Annotated in this window: 20 protein-coding genes and 1 pseudogene; 8 read left to right on the top strand and 13 right to left on the bottom strand. The window is 43.4% G+C overall.

Features of this window, described 5'->3' with window-relative positions:
- Nucleotides 1-128: 128 nt before the first annotated feature.
- From rpmG to radC, 3 genes are all read right to left on the bottom strand, one after another.
- The gene (gene rpmG / locus CXF86_RS06115; protein WP_101089358.1) at nucleotides 129-302 is read right to left on the bottom strand and encodes a 50S ribosomal protein L33; all 174 of its coding nucleotides are present in this window, start codon (nucleotides 300-302) and stop codon (nucleotides 129-131) included.
- Nucleotides 303-308: 6 nt separating this feature from the next.
- The gene (gene rpmB, locus CXF86_RS06110) at nucleotides 309-545 is read right to left on the bottom strand and encodes a 50S ribosomal protein L28 (protein WP_101089357.1); all 237 of its coding nucleotides are present in this window, start codon (nucleotides 543-545) and stop codon (nucleotides 309-311) included.
- 128 nt (nucleotides 546-673) lie between these two features.
- On the bottom strand, nucleotides 674-1,351 hold the full coding sequence (gene radC, locus CXF86_RS06105; RefSeq protein ID WP_101089356.1) for a RadC family protein: 678 nt from the start codon (nucleotides 1,349-1,351) through the stop codon (nucleotides 674-676).
- Between the two features lie 149 nt (nucleotides 1,352-1,500).
- On the opposite strand from radC, the gene coaBC reads away from it, so the two are divergent.
- The 5 genes from coaBC (at nucleotide 1,501) to folE (ending at nucleotide 6,828) form a co-directional block, all read left to right on the top strand.
- Nucleotides 1,501-2,694: a bifunctional phosphopantothenoylcysteine decarboxylase/phosphopantothenate--cysteine ligase CoaBC gene (gene coaBC / locus CXF86_RS06100; protein ID WP_102038607.1), complete on the top strand. Its 1,194-nt coding sequence runs from the start codon at nucleotides 1,501-1,503 to the stop codon at nucleotides 2,692-2,694.
- Nucleotides 2,695-3,153, top strand: coding sequence for a dUTP diphosphatase (gene dut, locus CXF86_RS06095; protein WP_101089354.1), 459 nt, complete (start codon nucleotides 2,695-2,697; stop codon nucleotides 3,151-3,153).
- A 99-nt stretch (nucleotides 3,154-3,252) separates the two neighbouring features.
- Nucleotides 3,253-3,846: a nucleoid occlusion factor SlmA gene (gene slmA / locus CXF86_RS06090; protein WP_101089353.1), complete on the top strand. Its 594-nt coding sequence runs from the start codon at nucleotides 3,253-3,255 to the stop codon at nucleotides 3,844-3,846.
- Nucleotides 3,847-3,979: 133 nt separating this feature from the next.
- On the top strand, nucleotides 3,980-5,950 hold the full coding sequence (locus tag CXF86_RS06085; protein ID WP_102038606.1) for an alpha/beta hydrolase family protein: 1,971 nt from the start codon (nucleotides 3,980-3,982) through the stop codon (nucleotides 5,948-5,950).
- Nucleotides 5,951-6,168: 218 nt separating this feature from the next.
- Complete coding sequence (gene folE / locus CXF86_RS06080; protein WP_101089351.1) at nucleotides 6,169-6,828, top strand: GTP cyclohydrolase I FolE; 660 nt, start codon at nucleotides 6,169-6,171, stop codon at nucleotides 6,826-6,828.
- Nucleotides 6,829-7,050: 222 nt separating this feature from the next.
- Here folE and pyrE read toward each other — a convergent pair whose 3' ends face one another.
- Nucleotides 7,051-7,692: an orotate phosphoribosyltransferase gene (gene pyrE, locus CXF86_RS06075; protein WP_102038605.1), complete on the bottom strand. Its 642-nt coding sequence runs from the start codon at nucleotides 7,690-7,692 to the stop codon at nucleotides 7,051-7,053.
- Nucleotides 7,693-7,812: 120 nt separating this feature from the next.
- Entirely contained in the window at nucleotides 7,813-8,526 is a 714-nt protein-coding gene (rph, locus tag CXF86_RS06070) for a ribonuclease PH (RefSeq protein WP_101089349.1), read from the bottom strand.
- A 192-nt stretch (nucleotides 8,527-8,718) separates the two neighbouring features.
- Here rph and CXF86_RS06065 point away from each other — a divergent pair, with 192 nt between their 5' ends.
- On the top strand, nucleotides 8,719-9,582 hold the full coding sequence (locus CXF86_RS06065) for a YicC/YloC family endoribonuclease (protein WP_101089348.1): 864 nt from the start codon (nucleotides 8,719-8,721) through the stop codon (nucleotides 9,580-9,582).
- 202 nt (nucleotides 9,583-9,784) lie between these two features.
- On the opposite strand, the gene CXF86_RS06060 is transcribed toward CXF86_RS06065, so the two are convergent.
- The gene (locus tag CXF86_RS06060) at nucleotides 9,785-10,555 is read right to left on the bottom strand and encodes a DUF1223 domain-containing protein (RefSeq protein WP_257985302.1); all 771 of its coding nucleotides are present in this window, start codon (nucleotides 10,553-10,555) and stop codon (nucleotides 9,785-9,787) included.
- A 77-nt stretch (nucleotides 10,556-10,632) separates the two neighbouring features.
- On the opposite strand from CXF86_RS06060, the gene CXF86_RS06055 reads away from it, so the two are divergent.
- Nucleotides 10,633-10,908, top strand: a complete 276-nt coding sequence (locus CXF86_RS06055; RefSeq protein WP_101089346.1) for a Rho-binding antiterminator — start codon at nucleotides 10,633-10,635, stop codon at nucleotides 10,906-10,908.
- On the opposite strand, the gene CXF86_RS06050 is transcribed toward CXF86_RS06055, so the two are convergent.
- Nucleotides 10,892-12,382 (bottom strand): Na+/H+ antiporter NhaC family protein, encoded by a 1,491-nt coding sequence (locus CXF86_RS06050; protein ID WP_102038604.1) that lies wholly within the window; start codon nucleotides 12,380-12,382, stop codon nucleotides 10,892-10,894. The two genes, CXF86_RS06055 and CXF86_RS06050, sit on opposite strands and share 17 nt — an antisense overlap.
- A 179-nt stretch (nucleotides 12,383-12,561) precedes the next feature.
- Here CXF86_RS06050 and CXF86_RS06045 point away from each other — a divergent pair, with 179 nt between their 5' ends.
- Nucleotides 12,562-12,765, top strand: coding sequence for a cell division protein ZapB (locus CXF86_RS06045; protein WP_101089344.1), 204 nt, complete (start codon nucleotides 12,562-12,564; stop codon nucleotides 12,763-12,765).
- A gap of 240 nt (nucleotides 12,766-13,005) precedes the next feature.
- On the opposite strand, the gene CXF86_RS06040 is transcribed toward CXF86_RS06045, so the two are convergent.
- From CXF86_RS06040 to CXF86_RS22690, 6 genes and pseudogenes are all read right to left on the bottom strand, one after another.
- Nucleotides 13,006-13,218, bottom strand: coding sequence for a DUF1107 domain-containing protein (locus CXF86_RS06040; RefSeq protein ID WP_101089343.1), 213 nt, complete (start codon nucleotides 13,216-13,218; stop codon nucleotides 13,006-13,008).
- Nucleotides 13,219-13,584: 366 nt separating this feature from the next.
- Entirely contained in the window at nucleotides 13,585-14,196 is a 612-nt protein-coding gene (locus CXF86_RS06035; RefSeq protein WP_101089342.1) for a thiol:disulfide interchange protein DsbA/DsbL, read from the bottom strand.
- A gap of 123 nt (nucleotides 14,197-14,319) precedes the next feature.
- A complete protein-coding gene (locus tag CXF86_RS06030) occupies nucleotides 14,320-15,354 on the bottom strand; it encodes a serine/threonine protein kinase (RefSeq protein ID WP_101089341.1) in 1,035 nt (344 codons plus the stop codon).
- A 47-nt stretch (nucleotides 15,355-15,401) separates the two neighbouring features.
- Nucleotides 15,402-15,707 carry a DUF3630 family protein gene (locus tag CXF86_RS06025; RefSeq protein ID WP_101089340.1) on the bottom strand — a complete coding sequence of 102 codons (306 nt, stop codon included), beginning with the start codon at nucleotides 15,705-15,707 and terminating at the stop codon, nucleotides 15,402-15,404.
- A 61-nt stretch (nucleotides 15,708-15,768) separates the two neighbouring features.
- Nucleotides 15,769-16,062 carry a hypothetical protein gene (locus CXF86_RS06020; protein WP_102038603.1) on the bottom strand — a complete coding sequence of 98 codons (294 nt, stop codon included), beginning with the start codon at nucleotides 16,060-16,062 and terminating at the stop codon, nucleotides 15,769-15,771.
- A gap of 112 nt (nucleotides 16,063-16,174) precedes the next feature.
- Nucleotides 16,175-16,651: pseudogene (locus CXF86_RS22690) on the bottom strand (hypothetical protein); the annotation flags it as partial.

Genomic DNA, 16,651 nt, shown 5'->3' with positions numbered 1-16,651 from the left:
CTAATGATGGCAGAAATGAATAGTCAGTCGTTGTAGCGAGAGAGGGGATTATCGAGGGTATATTCGGATTTTAAGACAAAAAAAAGCCTCTAAAAATAGAGGCTTTTTAAGATGCTAAAAGTAAGTTACTACTTCATTTTAGCTTCTTTGTAGATAACATGCTGACGAATAACTGGATCAAATTTCTTGATTTCCATTTTTTCAGGCATGTTACGCTTGTTTTTTTCAGTCGTGTAGAAATGACCAGTTTTAGCGCTAGATACTAGCTTGATCTTCTCACGATTACCTTTAGATTTAGCCATGGTTTATTATACCTTCTCGCCGCGGGCACGAAGTTCAGCAACAACAACTTCAATACCTTTCTTATCAATGATACGCATACCCTTAGTAGAGATACGTAGCTTAACGAAACGTTTTTCAATTTCTAACCAGAATCTGTGATTCTGTAGGTTAGGTAAAAAACGACGTCGCGTAGAATTCTTCGCGTGCGAACGGTTGTTACCAACCATTGGTTTCTTGCCAGTTACTTGGCATATTCTTGACATGTCAAACTTCTCCAAAACAATATATATAACGCTCGAGCATTAATGTACCTCGAACACGGCCGTCGCCTGAGGCACACAACAGAGGGCGCATTTTATACAGGATCTAAAATAAAAGATCAAGGGTTAGATTAATCTATCCACCCTCGTTCAGCGAAAGAAACTATCTCTCGATCGCCTACAACCATATGGTCCAACAAGGAAACATCGATAGTTTGTAGGGCTTGTTTCAATCGCTCAGTAATTCGTCTGTCGGCTGTACTTGGCTCTGCAACTCCAGAGGGATGATTGTGACACACGATCACAGCCGCAGCTTTTTTCTCAAGCACCAAGCTCACCACATCTCGCGGATAAACTGACGCAGAATTTATTGTGCCCCTGAATAATTCAACGAATTGAATCACCCGATGTTGACTATCTAACAGTAAGACAGCAAACACTTCGTAGGCACGATCCCCTAATTGTCTCATTAAATAGTCTCGAGTTAAATCAGGATCCGATAAAATTTTGCCTCTTTTTAGCTTTTCTTTCGAAATTCGCTTACCGATCTCTACAGCAGCCTGCAATTGAGCATACTTAACTGGACCAATTCCATCTAAACGGCATACTTCTGCTTGAGACGCTGTCAACAAGCTTCTAAGCCCTCCAAACTCGGTTATCATAATACGAGCTAACTCGACGGCACTTAAGCCCTTAAGGCCAACCCTGAGCAATACTGCAAGTAACTCTGCATCCGATAGTTGCTGTGCACCATTAAGCAGTAGCTTCTCTCTTGGTCCTTCGCCTTGTGGCCAGTCTTTAATTCCCACAATAACCTCCTTGTTATTATTTAACATTGAGTATGGTCGAGAATTTGCTAACTTGTTCATCAACTCGTTTAGGATTGTGATATCTTAGGCCGCACATCGACTGCACGGATGGCATTAAAATCCGTCAAAATGATAATGGAAGAGTACGTATGGGTTTGAAAAACAAGAAAGTCCTTTTAGGAATTGGAGGTGGCATTGCTGCCTATAAATCTGCTGATTTAGTTCGCAAACTAAAAGACCGTGGCGCTGACGTTAGAGTCGTCATGAGCCAAAGTGCGCAGCAATTTATCACACCACTCACCCTCCAAGCTTTATCTGGCTATCCGGTTGCCACCGACCTGCTCGACCCCACTGCTGAAGCCTCCATGGGCCATATAGAATTAGCCCGCTGGGCTGACTTAATCATTATTGCCCCCGCCACGGCAAACTTAATTGCGCGCATGAGTATCGGCATGGCCGATGAACTCATCACCACCACATGCCTAGCAACAGAAGCGCCCATAGTGCTTTGCCCTGCGATGAATCAGCAGATGTACCGCAATGCAGCGACGCAAGCCAATTTAAAAACCGTAGCACAACGCGGCTTTACAATATGGGGCCCAGATTCTGGCTCACAAGCCTGTGGCGAAGTGGGCCCTGGCAGAATGTTAGAACCCGTGGCGATTGCAGAACGAGCCGAACAGCTATTAGGGCCAAAATTGTTAGATGGCGTCTCTTTATTACTCACGGCAGGACCCACTCGTGAAGCCATAGATCCGGTAAGGTATATCTCGAATCACAGTTCAGGAAAAATGGGCTTTGCACTTGCTAGCGCGGCTGCTGAGATGGGTGCAACTGTCACACTCGTTGCAGGACCTGTAAACTTAGCCACTCCAGCGAATGTCACCCGTATTGATGTTGGGTCAGCACAAGAGATGCTTGATGCCGTGATCCCAGAAGTAGAAAACCACCAAATTTTTATCGGTTGTGCGGCAGTGGCTGATTATCGAATAGCGGATATTGCAGAGAGTAAAATAAAAAAATCTGCGGAACAGATGCAGCTTGCGCTCGTTCGAAATCCTGATATCTTAGCCACCGTTGCCAGCCATGCAAAACGTCCGTTTACGGTTGGTTTTGCAGCAGAAACAAATAATGTCGAACAATACGCCAAAGGTAAACTGGTGCGTAAGAAACTCGATATGATCGCCGCCAATGATGTGTCTAACAGTAACATTGGTTTTAATAGCGACAATAATGCGCTCAGCGTGTTTTGGCACGGTGGTGCGACACACTTACCCCCTGTTGACAAACAAACGTTAGCCAAGCAATTACTCACCCTAATCGCAGAAAAAGTAAAAAAATAAATGAAAACACCGATTGAATTAAAGATCCTAGACTCACGTATTGGCACGCAGTTTCCGTTGCCTGCATATGCGACTCCAGGTAGCGCAGGAATGGATTTACGCGCTATCACCGACACTGCTCTCACCATACAACCGGGTCAAACCGTCCTTATCCCTACCGGTATTGCAGTGCATGTGGCAGATCCAAGTTTGGCCGCCATCATATTGCCTCGTTCAGGCCTAGGTCATAAGCACGGTATCGTGCTCGGTAACTTAGTGGGGTTAATCGACTCTGATTACCAAGGACCCTTAATGGTTTCTTGCTGGAATCGTGGTAGTGAACCCTTCACTATCGAAATTGGTGACCGTCTTGCGCAGTTAGTGTTTGTTCCCGTCGTACAGGCTGAGTTTAAGCTTGTGGATGAATTTGATAGCTCAGATCGCGGTGCAGGCGGGTTTGGTCATTCAGGTACAAAATAATACATTACCGCGTTAAACGCATCACTACATTTTATAGATAGCACGGAGCAGCGTTTCCTTGCTATCTCGCTCAGTAGTAATCGAGTGAAGGACTGATAAATGGCTGCAAGCCCAAAAATAAACCGTCGCGAACATATTCTTCAATGTTTGGCGACCATGCTAGAAACAAATCCAGGACAACGTATAACCACTGCTAAATTAGCAGCTGAAGTTGGCGTATCAGAGGCAGCCCTCTACCGTCACTTTCCGAGCAAAGCACGTATGTTTGAAGGCCTTATTGAGTTTATCGAGGAGTCACTGCTTTCTCGAATCAATCTCATCATGGATGAAGAAAAAGACACCATGAAACGCTGCCAACAGTTATTGCAACTGCTGCTGGTTTTCGCCGAGCGTAACCCCGGTATTTCGAGAGTGTTAAACGGTGACGCCTTACTCGGTGAACACGAACGTTTACGCAGTCGAATTAGTCAACTTTTTTCTAAAATTGAAACTCATCTTAAGCAAATTCTACGCGAGAAAAGCTTACGCGAAGCCCAAGGCTTTAACATCGATGAAGCCGTTCTGGCTAACTTACTGCTTGCAATTGCCGAGGGCAGAATTGCCCAGTTTGTTCGCAGTGAGTTTAAAATAAAGCCTACCAAGCACTTTAATGAACAATGGGCATTTGTTCAGCAACAACTGCTGCAGAGCTAGCCATTAATGCGCTAAGTGGCGGGCCATTCGCCACTTACTTATTAGTTAACTTTCCCATTGAAAATTTATTACTTTTCCCCTACTCTCTAACTGCTTAAAAATACAACTCTTTATAATTAAACAAGGAAGTATTATGAGGATCACCTCTCTCATTAGCCTAGTTGTGCTTATTGCCACAGCTATGCCGGCCTTCGGCTCAGACACCACCCTAACTATAGCAAAACAATTTAGTCGCGGAGCGGAGTTTAGTCATCTAAAACTCTCACCTGGCGGTGACTATATCGGCGCTATTACCAAACATGATGGTAAAAATAAACTGTTAATATTGGATGCTAAAACTAAGAAATTACACCATGCAGTATTTTTCCCTGGTAATGCTCAAGTCGGTAACTACGCATGGGCTAATGATGATCGAATCGTTTTGCAAAAAGAGTACTTAAAAGGCTGGCAAGATACTCCCATCTATTATGGTGAGTTATTTGCTGTTAATGCTGATGGCTCTAATGCGCAATATTTGTTTGGCTATAACGGTGGCGAACAACAAACAGGTTCAAACCTAAAAAAGAACACAGCTATTCGAGCCACCGCTTATATTTTAGATCCACTGCCAAATGATGATCGTTACATGTTGGTTAACGCAATACCTTGGAATAATAAACGTACCCTTGATTATGAGCGGAAACAAGACGTTTACCGTGTCGACATATACAAAGGAAAACGCAGAAAACTGATGCGTGCGCCAATTGGTCATTCTAGATTCTTAACTGATTTTAAAGGTGAAGTTCGCTTTGCTGTTGGTGAAGATAAAACTAACACCACTAAAGTGTTTTACCGCAAAGATGGTGAATGGGTAAATAGTGACCAACTCTCAATTGGTCTCCTTGATTTTAGCCCTATTTCTTTTGCTGAACAGAAAAACAGTATTTATGCCGCAGGCCGTGAAGATGGGCAAACTTTAGGTGTGTACAGCATCGATCTTGAAACAGGTAATAAAAAGAAAATAATTCAAGATGAAGTTGTCGACCCAAGCAATTTTTGGATTAACCAGAAAACTAAAAAATTGTACGCAGTAGAGTTCGACAACGGTTACCCAACCTACGCTTTTGTTAATCCCAAAGAACAACACACAAAAATACTTAAACAACTGATAGCGGCTTTACCTGGTCACCAGGTCCAAATTGTCAGTGAAAATAGAGATTCCAACTTACTCATTATAAAAGCATCTAATGATCGCAACCCAGGCGACTACTACATCTTTGATACTGAAAAAGTAAAGCTTGAATATCTAGCATCTCAAAAACAATGGCTCGACCCTGAACTAATGGCTGAAGTTAAACCTATCAGTTTTGTCAGTCGAGACGGGATCAAAATAAGTGGTTACTTAACATTACCTCATGGTAAAGAAGCCAAGAATTTACCCTTAGTGGTAAACCCCCATGGAGGCCCATATAACGTCAGAGATTGGTGGGGCTTTAACGCACAAAACCAAATGTTAGCCAGTGAAGGGATGGCGGTACTACAAGTCAACTTCCGTGGTTCAGGTGGTTACGGTAATGCCTTTGAAAAGGCTGGGTACCAAAAGTGGGGCACTGATATTCAGTATGACATCATTGATGCTACGCAGTACGTTATAGAGGAAGGCTACGTTGATGAAAAGCGTATCTGTATTGCCGGAGGCAGTTTTGGTGGTTATAGCGCCTTACAAAGCGCCATTATCGAACCGAACATGTTTAAGTGTGCCATTGGATTTGCCGGCGTTTACGACTTACCACTCATGTTTGAGGAAGGTGACGTACAAGGACGCCGATCAGGTCTGAACTACTTAAAAGAGATACTTGGTGAAGACCAAGCATTATTAAAATCGATGTCGCCAACTTATAATGTGAGCAAACTCAAAACCAACATTTTATTAGTTCATGGCGGTGAAGATGAAAGAGCTCCCATTGAACAACTTGAATCATTAGAAGATAGTCTCAAAGAAATCGATTATCCCTTTAAAAAGTTAGTGATGGATGATGAAGGTCATGGATTTTATGATGACGGACATAGGGCAAAATACTACAGTGAAATGCTCAGCTTCTTAAAGACCAACCTTAAGCTGTAATCCCTCAAATAGAAAAACCGACTAAATTAGTCGGTTTTTCTTATCGCAAGCGAGATTTTTGGTGTATATTTGCATCAAATCGCTGTGCCTCCGTGCATCTTAGCGCCAAAGCAAAGCGTTAACGCTCTACTATTACTGTTAAGCGATACCTGTCAAATTGCGAACCGCAACTAAGATCACCAGAGACAGCACCACTACCCATTAAAGTGGAGGACATTATGACATCAAAAGAAGCTATCCTCAGCGAATCAGCACAATTAGTACAAGCTGCGCTACTTGAACGCGGACTTGAAACCCCGATGCTACCCTGCGAATTTAGTCCTGAAGAACGTAAGGATAAAATTGAGCATCATATGCGCGAGATTCTAACATTAATGTCGTTAGATCTACGTGACGACAGCTTGACCGATACGCCACGTCGCATTGCAAAAATGTACGTTGATGAGATATTTTCAGGTCTCGATTACGCCAATTTCCCAAAAATCACCGTGATTGAAAATAAGATGGGCTTCGACGAGATGGTCAAGGTTAATGACATAAGTCTCACCAGTACTTGCGAGCATCACTTAGTCACCATCGATGGCCTAGCACGAGTAGCTTACTTGCCGCGTAAAAACATTATTGGCTTATCCAAGATAAACCGTATAGTGCGCTTCTTTGCGCAGCGGCCACAGGTACAAGAGCGTCTGACGCAACAGGTTTTAGTTGCACTGCAAACCTTACTAGAAACCAAAGACGTCGCCGTTAAAATGGATGCGGTACATTACTGCGTAAAATCACGTGGCGTGATGGATTCAACCAGCTCAACAACCACTACAGCATTAGGCGGTATTTTTAAATCTAACCCTGCCACACGGGCTGAGTTTCTTAGCAACTAGCCCAACTTTAGGTTCTAGGTTCTAGGTTCTAAAATACTGCGCCAGAAACAAAAACGCTGCGTCATAAACGCAGCGTTTTTTAGTTTCTAGATAAGAAAATGAAATAGCCCTATAACGGAACGGACTTCGGCCTCACGGAAAATCAAAGCCGATTCTAAATATTAATTTGTGCTCCTGCTTTTCCGTAAGCGCAGCGCTCTGTAGTCAGAGGCTTTCTACACTTTAAATCCCGTATTGGTCGCGGTAAGCACTCACTGACGCCAGCTCTGTTTCCATACCGGTCTTTTCTGACAGGTAGTTAATCAAGTCTTCAAGTTTAATAATCGACACAATCTCACAACCAAAATCACGCTCAACTTCTTGAATGGCAGATAACTCACCTTTGCCTTTCTCTTGACGATCAAGTGCAATCAACACACCCGCTAACTTAGCATTGTGAGCCGCGATAATTTCCATTGACTCGCGAATGGCTGTGCCAGCAGTAATGACATCATCGACTAACATCACACGGCCTTTAAGCTCGCTACCGACTAGGCTGCCGCCTTCACCATGTTGTTTTTTTTCTTTACGGTTAAAGCAGTAAGGCATATCGATATCGTGGTGTTCACACAAAGCAACCGCCGTTGTTGTCGCAATGGGAATGCCTTTATATGCAGGACCAAACAGTAAATCATATTCAATAGCTGAATCAACTAATGCCGTTGCATAAAAACGACCAAGACGCGCTAAATCACGACCGGTATTAAACAAACCAGCATTAAAAAAGTAAGGGCTAGTGCGGCCTGATTTTAACGTAAACTCGCCAAATCTAAGTACCTTGCGCTCAAGGGCAAACTCAATAAACTCACGTTGATAGGCTTTCACAATCTCTCCTTAAAAAATGTAGGGCAACTCAAATTATTTTAATCATTTTATTTATTATAAGCGCGGTCAAAAAGCACTTACAAAAAGGACCCCGTAGGGCCCTAGTAACAACAATACGATTTAGCTTAAAGACGCTTTTTGAATATCAACGATCTCTCGGATACCATGCTTAGCGAGTTCTAATAAGCTCAATAGCTCTTCATGACTGAACGGCTCGCCTTCGGCTGTACCTTGGATCTCAATCATTTTACCAGTTTCAGTCATCACAACATTCATGTCGGTTTCAGCTGCGCTATCTTCAATATATTCTAAATCGCAGATAGGCTCGCCTTTATAGATACCAACACTAACAGCAGCAATAAGGAACTTAAGTGGGTTAGTCTTTAAAATGCCTTTACCGCGTGCCCAGTTAAGTGCATCAACTAATGCCACACAAGCACCTGTAATAGCAGCTGTACGCGTGCCACCGTCTGCTTGAATAACATCACAATCAATAACAATCGTGTTTTCACCCAGTAGCTTCATATCAACAGCTGCACGTAGTGAACGGCCGATTAAACGCTGGATCTCTTGAGTACGGCCAGACTGCTTACCACGAGCCGCTTCACGGTTCATGCGGCTATGCGTAGAACGCGGCAACATACCATATTCAGCAGTAACCCAACCTTGGCCTTGGCCTTTAAGAAAACGCGGTACACCCTCTTCAAAACTGGCGGTACACAGCACTTTAGTGTCACCAAACTCAACTAAAACCGAACCTTCGGCATGAGCGGTAAACTGACGTGTAATAGTCACTGGACGAGATTGTGCTGGAGTTCTGTCGCTTGGGCGCATAGTGAATTCCTGTATTTGAAAACATTGGGGTAATTTGGCTGCATATTATAGGGACATGTGAGCCAGTATGCTATCTGAAAAATAAAACTCATCTTAAAATCCCGACAGTAAATTAAGGCTAGATCCTGCACCTTCATGCTAATTGAGTATATAATCACAACTCACTTAGACGAACTACACTGGAAATTATTCATGATCCAAAGCATGACAGCCTATGCTCGCATTGAGCACAAAGCAGATTGGGGCACCGCCTCTTGGGAAATCCGTTCCGTTAACCAGCGCTACCTAGAAACCTACTTGCGTTTACCAGAACATTTCCGCAGCTTAGAGCCAGTGCTTAGAGATCGTCTTCGTAAACGTTTAAACCGCGGTAAAATTGAAGTTAACCTGCGTTATGACCTCAATGAAGGTGATAGCAGCGAACTGCAACTCAATAAAGAACTCGCTAAGCAAATTATCAACGCCGCTAATTGGGTAAAAGATGAAGCTAAGCAAGGCGAACTCAATGTCGTTGACGTGCTGCGTTGGCCTGGTGTGATGTCTAGCTCAGAGCAAGATATGGACGCCTTAGGTAAAGATCTATTGGGTGCATTCGACTTAGCTATCGATGAATTTATTGAAGCTCGTGGCCGCGAAGGTGAAGCAATCAATACTATGTTGCAAACTCGTCTCGACCAAATAGTGGAGCAAGTTGCCGTGGTTCGTGGTCATATGCCAACGATTATGCAATGGCAGCGCGATAAGCTTACTAACCGTTTAGCCGAGATCACCGGCGAACTTGATCCAGCCCGTATGGAACAAGAGATGGTATTAATGGCACAAAAAATGGACGTTGCCGAAGAGATGGACCGCCTTGATGCACACGTTACCGAGACACGTCTCATCCTTAAAAAAGGTGGTGCACAAGGCCGTAGACTCGACTTTATGATGCAAGAGTTCAATCGTGAATCAAACACCTTAGCCTCAAAATCTATCAGCGCAGACGTCACTGCTGCTGCAGTAGAGCTTAAAGTGCTTATTGAGCAGATGCGCGAGCAGATCCAAAATGTTGAATAAGGTTTAAACAATATCCCTATCAATTAGAGCCTTGCATATGCAGGGCTTTTTTATTAACTCTATATTCAACATATTGTCTAAGGGACTCTAGCTAGCGAGTCTTAATATTGAAGGCAAAACAGGTATACCGCTCAATGCTATCTAACAAGTCTGATTGAGTCGCTGACACCCGATATCGATTATCGCTTTTAATATTCTAAAGTCACTCAGCTTCTAACCAAGCCGCAACGGCCTGCACTGGTTGATCTCTTTGTTCTATCCACGCCACCCAAGCAAATTGCTCAGCCGTCCATGACTTGGTATCAATACGCTCAATTTCTGCTGTAAATGTACTTTGCTGCCTTCTATTCGATTTAATCACTTGATGACTCAGCACAGTAAAATCATGCTTCAGTTGTTTATTACGATTCTCACCGCGTTTAACCTCCGTTTCCAAGCCTGCCCCCACCAAAGCCAAGTGCAGCTCAATAGGTGCACTATTGCCTGTTTGGTTATCGAAGCTAGCGGTTAGTTGCAGGCCTTCAATAGAAACAGATAATGCTCCGACTTCCGGTTGTACTTTGCTAAAGACATCCCCTAATTTACGATCAAACCAACCCCGCCACTCTTGGCCGTTAATGACAAACTGCGGAGTGTAAACCTGGCCAATGTGCTTGGCGTTAAGATGATCATATTGCCGCTGACTAAAAGTTTTCGCTGCAAAAGGATCTTTCCAACCGATGTAATCCCAGTAAGTGACATGAAAAGCAATGGGGAAGTATTTATGCCAAAGTTCGGTCTGTTTGCTAAATGCAGACAGCCAAGTCTCTGCCGGAGGGCAACTACTGCAGCCTTGTGAGGTGTATAGCTCAATAAAGTATGGGCGGGTCGTCGTGCTTGTCTTATTAAACTGAGTCAACGTTTGCGCGGCCGCAGTGGTCGTAACCAATAACGATCCACATAAAACAGCTACAGCAATAGAATTCATTAACATTAGCTAAATCTCCTTGGCTTTCTACAATAGACCTAGCCAAGAAGAAAAAGCATTCACTACTAATTTTAGAGGTACCTATGCAGCCCTACATTACCGTTAATTGTCATTGCCATGATTATTTAGAATTAGCTTGCATGAGAGGCTATCAATTAAAAATTGAGTTACATAATAAAGCGCCACTAACTGCCCAGGCAGTAACCTTAGTCACTAAGGCTGACAAAACGGAATGGCTGATAGTAAAACAAGTCGTTAAGCAAAATAATAGCCTCAACGAAATACGCTTAGATCAAATCATCGCGATAACGCCCATTGATACCGCAGCCGATTTTAAGCGTATTACGATTGCGCCTTAGCCACCTCAACTTGGCTACCGCGAGTCCCTCGATGATAAAGAGCAAGTAGTAGCAGTGCAGCGAGCAGAACGATACACCACGACCATATCGGGTCTACCTTCAAGTTAATTAACTGAAAGCCTAATAACGCACTAAAGGCCGCAATCAACGCAAAAGGAAGCTGGGTAACCACGTGCGCGTGAGGCTCACAGCCCGAGCTGGTAGCACTAATCACACTGGTGTCTGAGATTGGAGAGCAATGGTCTCCAAATACTGATCCGGCCATCACCGCGCTTAATACTGGCAGCATCAAAGTCGAATCAACGGCAACAGCAATCTCGGCTCCGATGGGGATCATAATGGCAAAAGTGCCCCAACTTGATCCTGTGGTAAACGCCATTACAGCGCAGAGGATAAAGGTACCTGCGACTAACATATTGCTTGAGATAAACTGTTCTGCCCAACTGGCTAATAATTTAGCCACGCCTAAATCAGCAATGACGGCGCCAATCATCCAAGTAAATAGCAAAATGGATATTGCAAAACTGATGACCTTCATTCCCGCAAACATGTCCACCACAAGCTCCTGAGCTTTGCGACCAGAGAGCTTCAGCATAAAGACGGCAATAGTCATTGCTAAAATACAAGCATCGCGCATGGCAGCGCCAATATCAGCCGAAGTGATCCACTGGCTAATATCCGCTGATTGCGAATTAGATGCGCCTGACCATAACGTTAAAGCCACCGATGCAATCAATAGGCTTGCCATAGGAATGCCCAATAACCACGGATTACCCGCTTCAACCTCTGCAGATTCTGGTTCCGTTGTTGCGGTATAGGTAAAGCCAATACCAAACCAAGCCACCAATAGCGACAATATAATCACGGTAATCGCGTAAAAGTTGAGCTTTGCTATTTCAATAAAGGATTCTAGCGGCGAGAGAGGCAATAGCGTAATACTCGCCAAAATCGCCATGACATAAGGGCCCCAACTGGAGAAGGGCAACAATGCACACAATGGCGAGGCATTTGAGTCAACAAGATATGCTATTTGCTCTTTACTCATGCTATATCGTTGACTGAGAGGTTGGCATACATGACCCACCGCCAGACAACTAAAGATACCATCAATAAAAACCACCCACCCCAGCACAACAACACCGACCCGCGCCTGACGACCGCTTTTAATTCGGTGATATAGCCAATCAGCAAATGATTTTACCGCGCCGCCTCGGGCAAGCAGCTGTGTCATCATACCCAGTAACGCCATCGCGGCCAGCACGTTAAGGTGCCAAGCTTGCCACTGCCCATCAGCATAAAATTGCATCCAAGCTTTTGACGATAAATATACGGTTGTATTAACAGGGTTAAATGCGCTGATAATAAGTGCACCTGAGATAATACCAACGCCTAAAGCCACAAGTGTACGTCGTAAAACTAAGGCTAATACTAAGGTTAAAACCAACGGAGTCAGCATTAAGATATTGCCTAACATGGCTGCAATTCCTGTAGAAATAAAGAGATGGATACTAACGAGTTAGTCACAAGTACAAAAAAAAGCCACTCTCACAACTTTTATCGTAAGATTTTGCTTCATTTAGCATAATTAACTATTCACTAAGACCCCGTCGCTGCTAGAATCGGAGCTATCATCATGCTACCAAAGGGACTCCCATGAGCCTTGAACTATTGTCAAAATTGGAAACAAAAATCCAAGCAGCACTTGAAACTATTGAGCTACTAAGAATGGAGCTTGAAGAAGAGAAACAGTCGAGCACAAGTTTGACAGAACAAAACCAACTGTTACAACAAGAATTGAACTCTTGGAACGAAAAAGTAACAGGTTTAGTTGGTCTGCTTAACGAAGAGGTTAGCTAACCTTTCTTAGGTGAGTTTACGTAATCGTTATTTTTGCAGTTGTGTCGCTAAGTAAGTTCACATAGCGACACCTGCGAAAATGATTACTACGAATACAGCTGGTGCGGCCAATCAAGGTCAGCCCTCGCCTTCTTTGCTGCTTCGTATGGAACTGCGAGCATCTGCTTTAACGTTCTAAGTCCGCTACTCGCAATAAAACCATGTTGCTGTTTTACCGATTAACAATGCATAAAGCCGTTGTTATGCCGTTTGCATGTCACTATTTTGTGTTTCAATTAAGCCATTGAGTTCCAATATAGCTTGTTTAACTTTAGGTAAACTTTTCCTTGGTAATAAAAATCGTCCTTTATCAAATTCAATTCGACCCAAATCTTTTACCCAGATCACTCCAGTTAAAAAGATGCGCGCATGTTTAACGATTAGCTTTGGTGCATAGACAGGAAAAACTCTCACTAGACCTCCCCACAACGTTGTTTATTGTTATCTGTGTTGCTTCGACAGGTGTTTTACCATGAGAGTTTCATTAAATCGAAAATTAATTTGTAAAGAATTGAATCAAATTTAAACAACTTATAAATTCTCATCCCAATCAAGCACCTAAATAGCATTGTCATCAAATTGTCGCTTGCCAATTTTTTGACACCCTGTTAACGTTTAGGGGTTACTCAGGGTAACGTTGAGCTTTTTAGCTCCGTAGCCGTGCTTCTTGCGACCAAGAAGCACGGTTTTTTTATGCCCGTAATACGAGGTTAAATATATCCCCACGAGCAGACACAAAAAAAGGAGCGCTAGGGCTCCTTAATATTTTCGAGGTCGTATTTACTTCATTGTGGTCAGGTAGTACGCGATATCAAGTAGTTCGTCGTATGATTTGATTGCACCTGTTTCAACACGGTACTTACCATTGACAACCAGTGCGGGTACACCAGATATTTTTGCATTCTCAGTCGCACGCTTCATGTTCGACATTTGAGCACTCACCATGAATGAGTTTGCAGCAGCATCGAAGGCTTTACCGTCAACACCATTAGCCACAAAAATCGCTTTTACATCATCACGGTTAGTAAAATGCTGTTTCTTGTCATGAATGGCTGAAAAAATTGCAGTTTCCATTTTCTCATCAACTTTTAACTGATGCGCCACAGCAAAAGCACGAGACATTTCCACGCCCATGTTGCCATTGATAAAATCAACATGGTTTTGCTTAAAGACAACACCTTCAGGCAAGCCAGCTTTAATTTTTGGCACTTCTGACTTGGCAAAGTTATAGCAATGTGGACAATAAAAAGAGAAAAACTCGGTAATTTCAGGCTTTGCCGTTGCAGGCCCTTGATTAATGACAGTGTAATGTACGCCTTCTTTGTAATCTGCAGCCATTGCAGCCATAGGCGCAACTAATAATGCAAATGCGACCAATAATGCTTTTTTCATGTGGATTCCTTGGTGATGCTAAATGCATCTTTAATAATTTTCACAATAACATAATGCTCTTTCGAGTCGACCTCAAGCGCATAAGTTCATTTTTCTGTTACAAAATGCGAGTTTTAATATAATTTAATATTGTGGCATTAAACTCAGTGGTGGCTCATCAAGTGCGGCAAGTTGCTCTTTAAAAGCTAAAATTTGTTGTTCCCAGTATTTTCCTTCAGCAAACCATGGAAAATTCATTGGAAATGCAGGGTCTGCCCAACGACGACTTAACCACGCATTGTAATGCAACATTCTCATCGCTCTTAAAGGCTCAATAAGTTGTAGCTCTCGAGTATCGAACTCACAGAACTCTTCGTAGGACTCTAACAACACTTCTAGCTGTAAAGTCTGTTGCTGCCTATCACCTGCAAGCATCATCCAAAGATCTTGTACTGCGGGCCCCATTTTCGCATCATCTAAGTCAACAAAGCCTGGACCATCAGGCGTCCACAATATATTGCTTGGGTGTAGATCACCATGAAGTCGAATATTGCGGTACTTTTGTGGCTGCCACATCGCGCTAGATTTCTCTAAGATTTGCTCAACCACTGTAAAGTAAGGTAATGCTAAGCTTTTGGGAATATGACCCGACTCTTTTAGCCACTTAAGGGAATCATCACCCAGCAGCTGCGGCGACATAGTATCGCGATAGACAAAGTCTGCCTGTTTCGAGAACTGGTGAATGCGACCGATAAAACGGCCAACAGACTCTAACTGTTCAAGGTTATCAACTTCAAATGCTCGCCCACCAATAGAGGGAAATAGCGCAAACCTAAATCCTTTATACTCATGTAAAGATCGACCATCAACAATTACGGGGGTGGCAATAGGCACTTCTTGCTCCACCAGCGCAGCAGAAAAGTCATGCTCCTCTTGGATCTGTTGATCTGACCATCGCTCAGGCCGGTAGAACTTCACCACATAGCGCTGACCGCTATCACAACGGAATTGATAGACGCGGTTTTCGTAACTATTGAGTGCCAGTAAGCCCGTTTCAGGATATATGCCTAACGTTTCAATGGCGGTCAAAATAAGATCCGGCGTCAACGCTTGGTAATGAAATGCTGAATCTTCATCTACGGCGGCTATCGCTGTCTTAATCGGCTCTATTCTATTCATCTATAAATGCTCTAGCTAAAGGTGACTCGGTGTAACTCAGGCTAATGTTATGCTTGCGCCACAATGTAAGACTGCATCAATTCGGCTAGATAGACCAGCACATCGAACTCGTCTTCTCTCTCAGTTGAAAGCCAACATATGTCGCCATAAAATTCATAATGAAGTTGTAGGTGGGTTCCTTCAAACTCCAATAACCATTGATGCCTATCTGCTCCCCATTGTCTCTCTACGACCCTGCAATCAATCGCCGCTGCAAAAGGTTCAGCAAATTGGGCAAACAGCTCAAAATCAATATCTGCTTGTACCGACAAGCTCAAAGTTTGACGATCTAACGTAATAGCATTTAGTTTCATCTAGCTAACTCTCGCGACTCTTTTGTATGGGGTGTACTTGTCGAACGTTATCGAATTCCATTTACTCGGCAGACGATATCTGGCTTTGACAAACCAATGTTTTACCATCGGCAACACACAAATGGCCACACACATAATCGGCATTTTTATCGTCACTCAGGCGCAGTAAACCTTTGCCTTTGGCATGACATTGATCAACCGACGCATAGTAACCACTTATAAACTCTGCAGACTGCTCGACACTCGGCTTTGCTGCCGCGCTAGGATAATAGAGCAATGTCCACTCTGGAGAGTCAGTGCATGCTGTTAAACCAAAAGATAAAAATGAAATGAAGCACACTAAACGCAATTTCATGCTGAAGACCCTTTAAATAAAAAAAGGCGAACAAATGTTCGCCTTTATCGTAAGCAATTTAGCTTATTCTACACCGCTTCGTCAGCGATTGATGAACTTTACTGACATCGCTTTATTTATTTGCTTTGGCTTTAGCCTTGTCAATCCGAGTAACACGGCCCTCAAAGCCGGTCACTGTACCATCACTAACATCATGTTTAATCGCTGTTTTACATATCGCGATAGCCGCATCAAACTCACCATTGTCGTTGAGCAAGGTCGACATGTGCATTAGGCCAATCCCTTTGACTTCAGCATCTGGATTATCTGTCTTAGTTTCAGCAGCATAAACGGTAAACAGTGCTGTATATCGCTTAGATAAGTTTGCACCATACGTTACATATTCAGCTTGTTTACGTTGCTTATAACACTCCGCAACAGTCGAAGACATTGCAATATATTTTGCCGCGGTATCTGTGGCAGCGTCAGTATCGGCTATAGCCTGAGTTAACTTAGCATTTGCCCAAGCAACATCAACCTCTGCGGCTTTTGGCTCTGGCTCTGGCTCTGGCTCTGGCTCTGGCTCTGGCTCTGGCTCTGGCTCTGGCTC

This window comes from Shewanella sp. GutCb (genome assembly GCF_002836135.1).
Lineage (GTDB): Bacteria > Pseudomonadota > Gammaproteobacteria > Enterobacterales > Shewanellaceae > Shewanella.
The sequence above is the reverse complement of the archived record's forward strand: the minus strand, read 5'-3'. Positions and strand labels throughout refer to the sequence as shown.

Coding starts and splice junctions, on each gene's coding strand:
- rpmG (WP_101089358.1), bottom strand. CDS start 302: ATGGCTAAATCTAAAGGTAATCGTGAGAAGATCAAGCTAGTATCTAGC.
- rpmB (WP_101089357.1), bottom strand. CDS start 545: ATGTCAAGAATATGCCAAGTAACTGGCAAGAAACCAATGGTTGGTAAC.
- coaBC (WP_102038607.1), top strand. CDS start 1,501: ATGGGTTTGAAAAACAAGAAAGTCCTTTTAGGAATTGGAGGTGGCATT.
- dut (WP_101089354.1), top strand. CDS start 2,695: ATGAAAACACCGATTGAATTAAAGATCCTAGACTCACGTATTGGCACG.
- slmA (WP_101089353.1), top strand. CDS start 3,253: ATGGCTGCAAGCCCAAAAATAAACCGTCGCGAACATATTCTTCAATGT.
- CXF86_RS06085 (WP_102038606.1), top strand. CDS start 3,980: ATGAGGATCACCTCTCTCATTAGCCTAGTTGTGCTTATTGCCACAGCT.
- folE (WP_101089351.1), top strand. CDS start 6,169: ATGACATCAAAAGAAGCTATCCTCAGCGAATCAGCACAATTAGTACAA.
- rph (WP_101089349.1), bottom strand. CDS start 8,526: ATGCGCCCAAGCGACAGAACTCCAGCACAATCTCGTCCAGTGACTATT.
- CXF86_RS06065 (WP_101089348.1), top strand. CDS start 8,719: ATGATCCAAAGCATGACAGCCTATGCTCGCATTGAGCACAAAGCAGAT.
- CXF86_RS06060 (WP_257985302.1), bottom strand. CDS start 10,555: ATGTTAATGAATTCTATTGCTGTAGCTGTTTTATGTGGATCGTTATTG.
- CXF86_RS06055 (WP_101089346.1), top strand. CDS start 10,633: ATGCAGCCCTACATTACCGTTAATTGTCATTGCCATGATTATTTAGAA.
- CXF86_RS06050 (WP_102038604.1), bottom strand. CDS start 12,382: ATGTTAGGCAATATCTTAATGCTGACTCCGTTGGTTTTAACCTTAGTA.
- CXF86_RS06045 (WP_101089344.1), top strand. CDS start 12,562: ATGAGCCTTGAACTATTGTCAAAATTGGAAACAAAAATCCAAGCAGCA.
- CXF86_RS06035 (WP_101089342.1), bottom strand. CDS start 14,196: ATGAAAAAAGCATTATTGGTCGCATTTGCATTATTAGTTGCGCCTATG.
- CXF86_RS06030 (WP_101089341.1), bottom strand. CDS start 15,354: ATGAATAGAATAGAGCCGATTAAGACAGCGATAGCCGCCGTAGATGAA.
- CXF86_RS06025 (WP_101089340.1), bottom strand. CDS start 15,707: ATGAAACTAAATGCTATTACGTTAGATCGTCAAACTTTGAGCTTGTCG.
- CXF86_RS06020 (WP_102038603.1), bottom strand. CDS start 16,062: ATGAAATTGCGTTTAGTGTGCTTCATTTCATTTTTATCTTTTGGTTTA.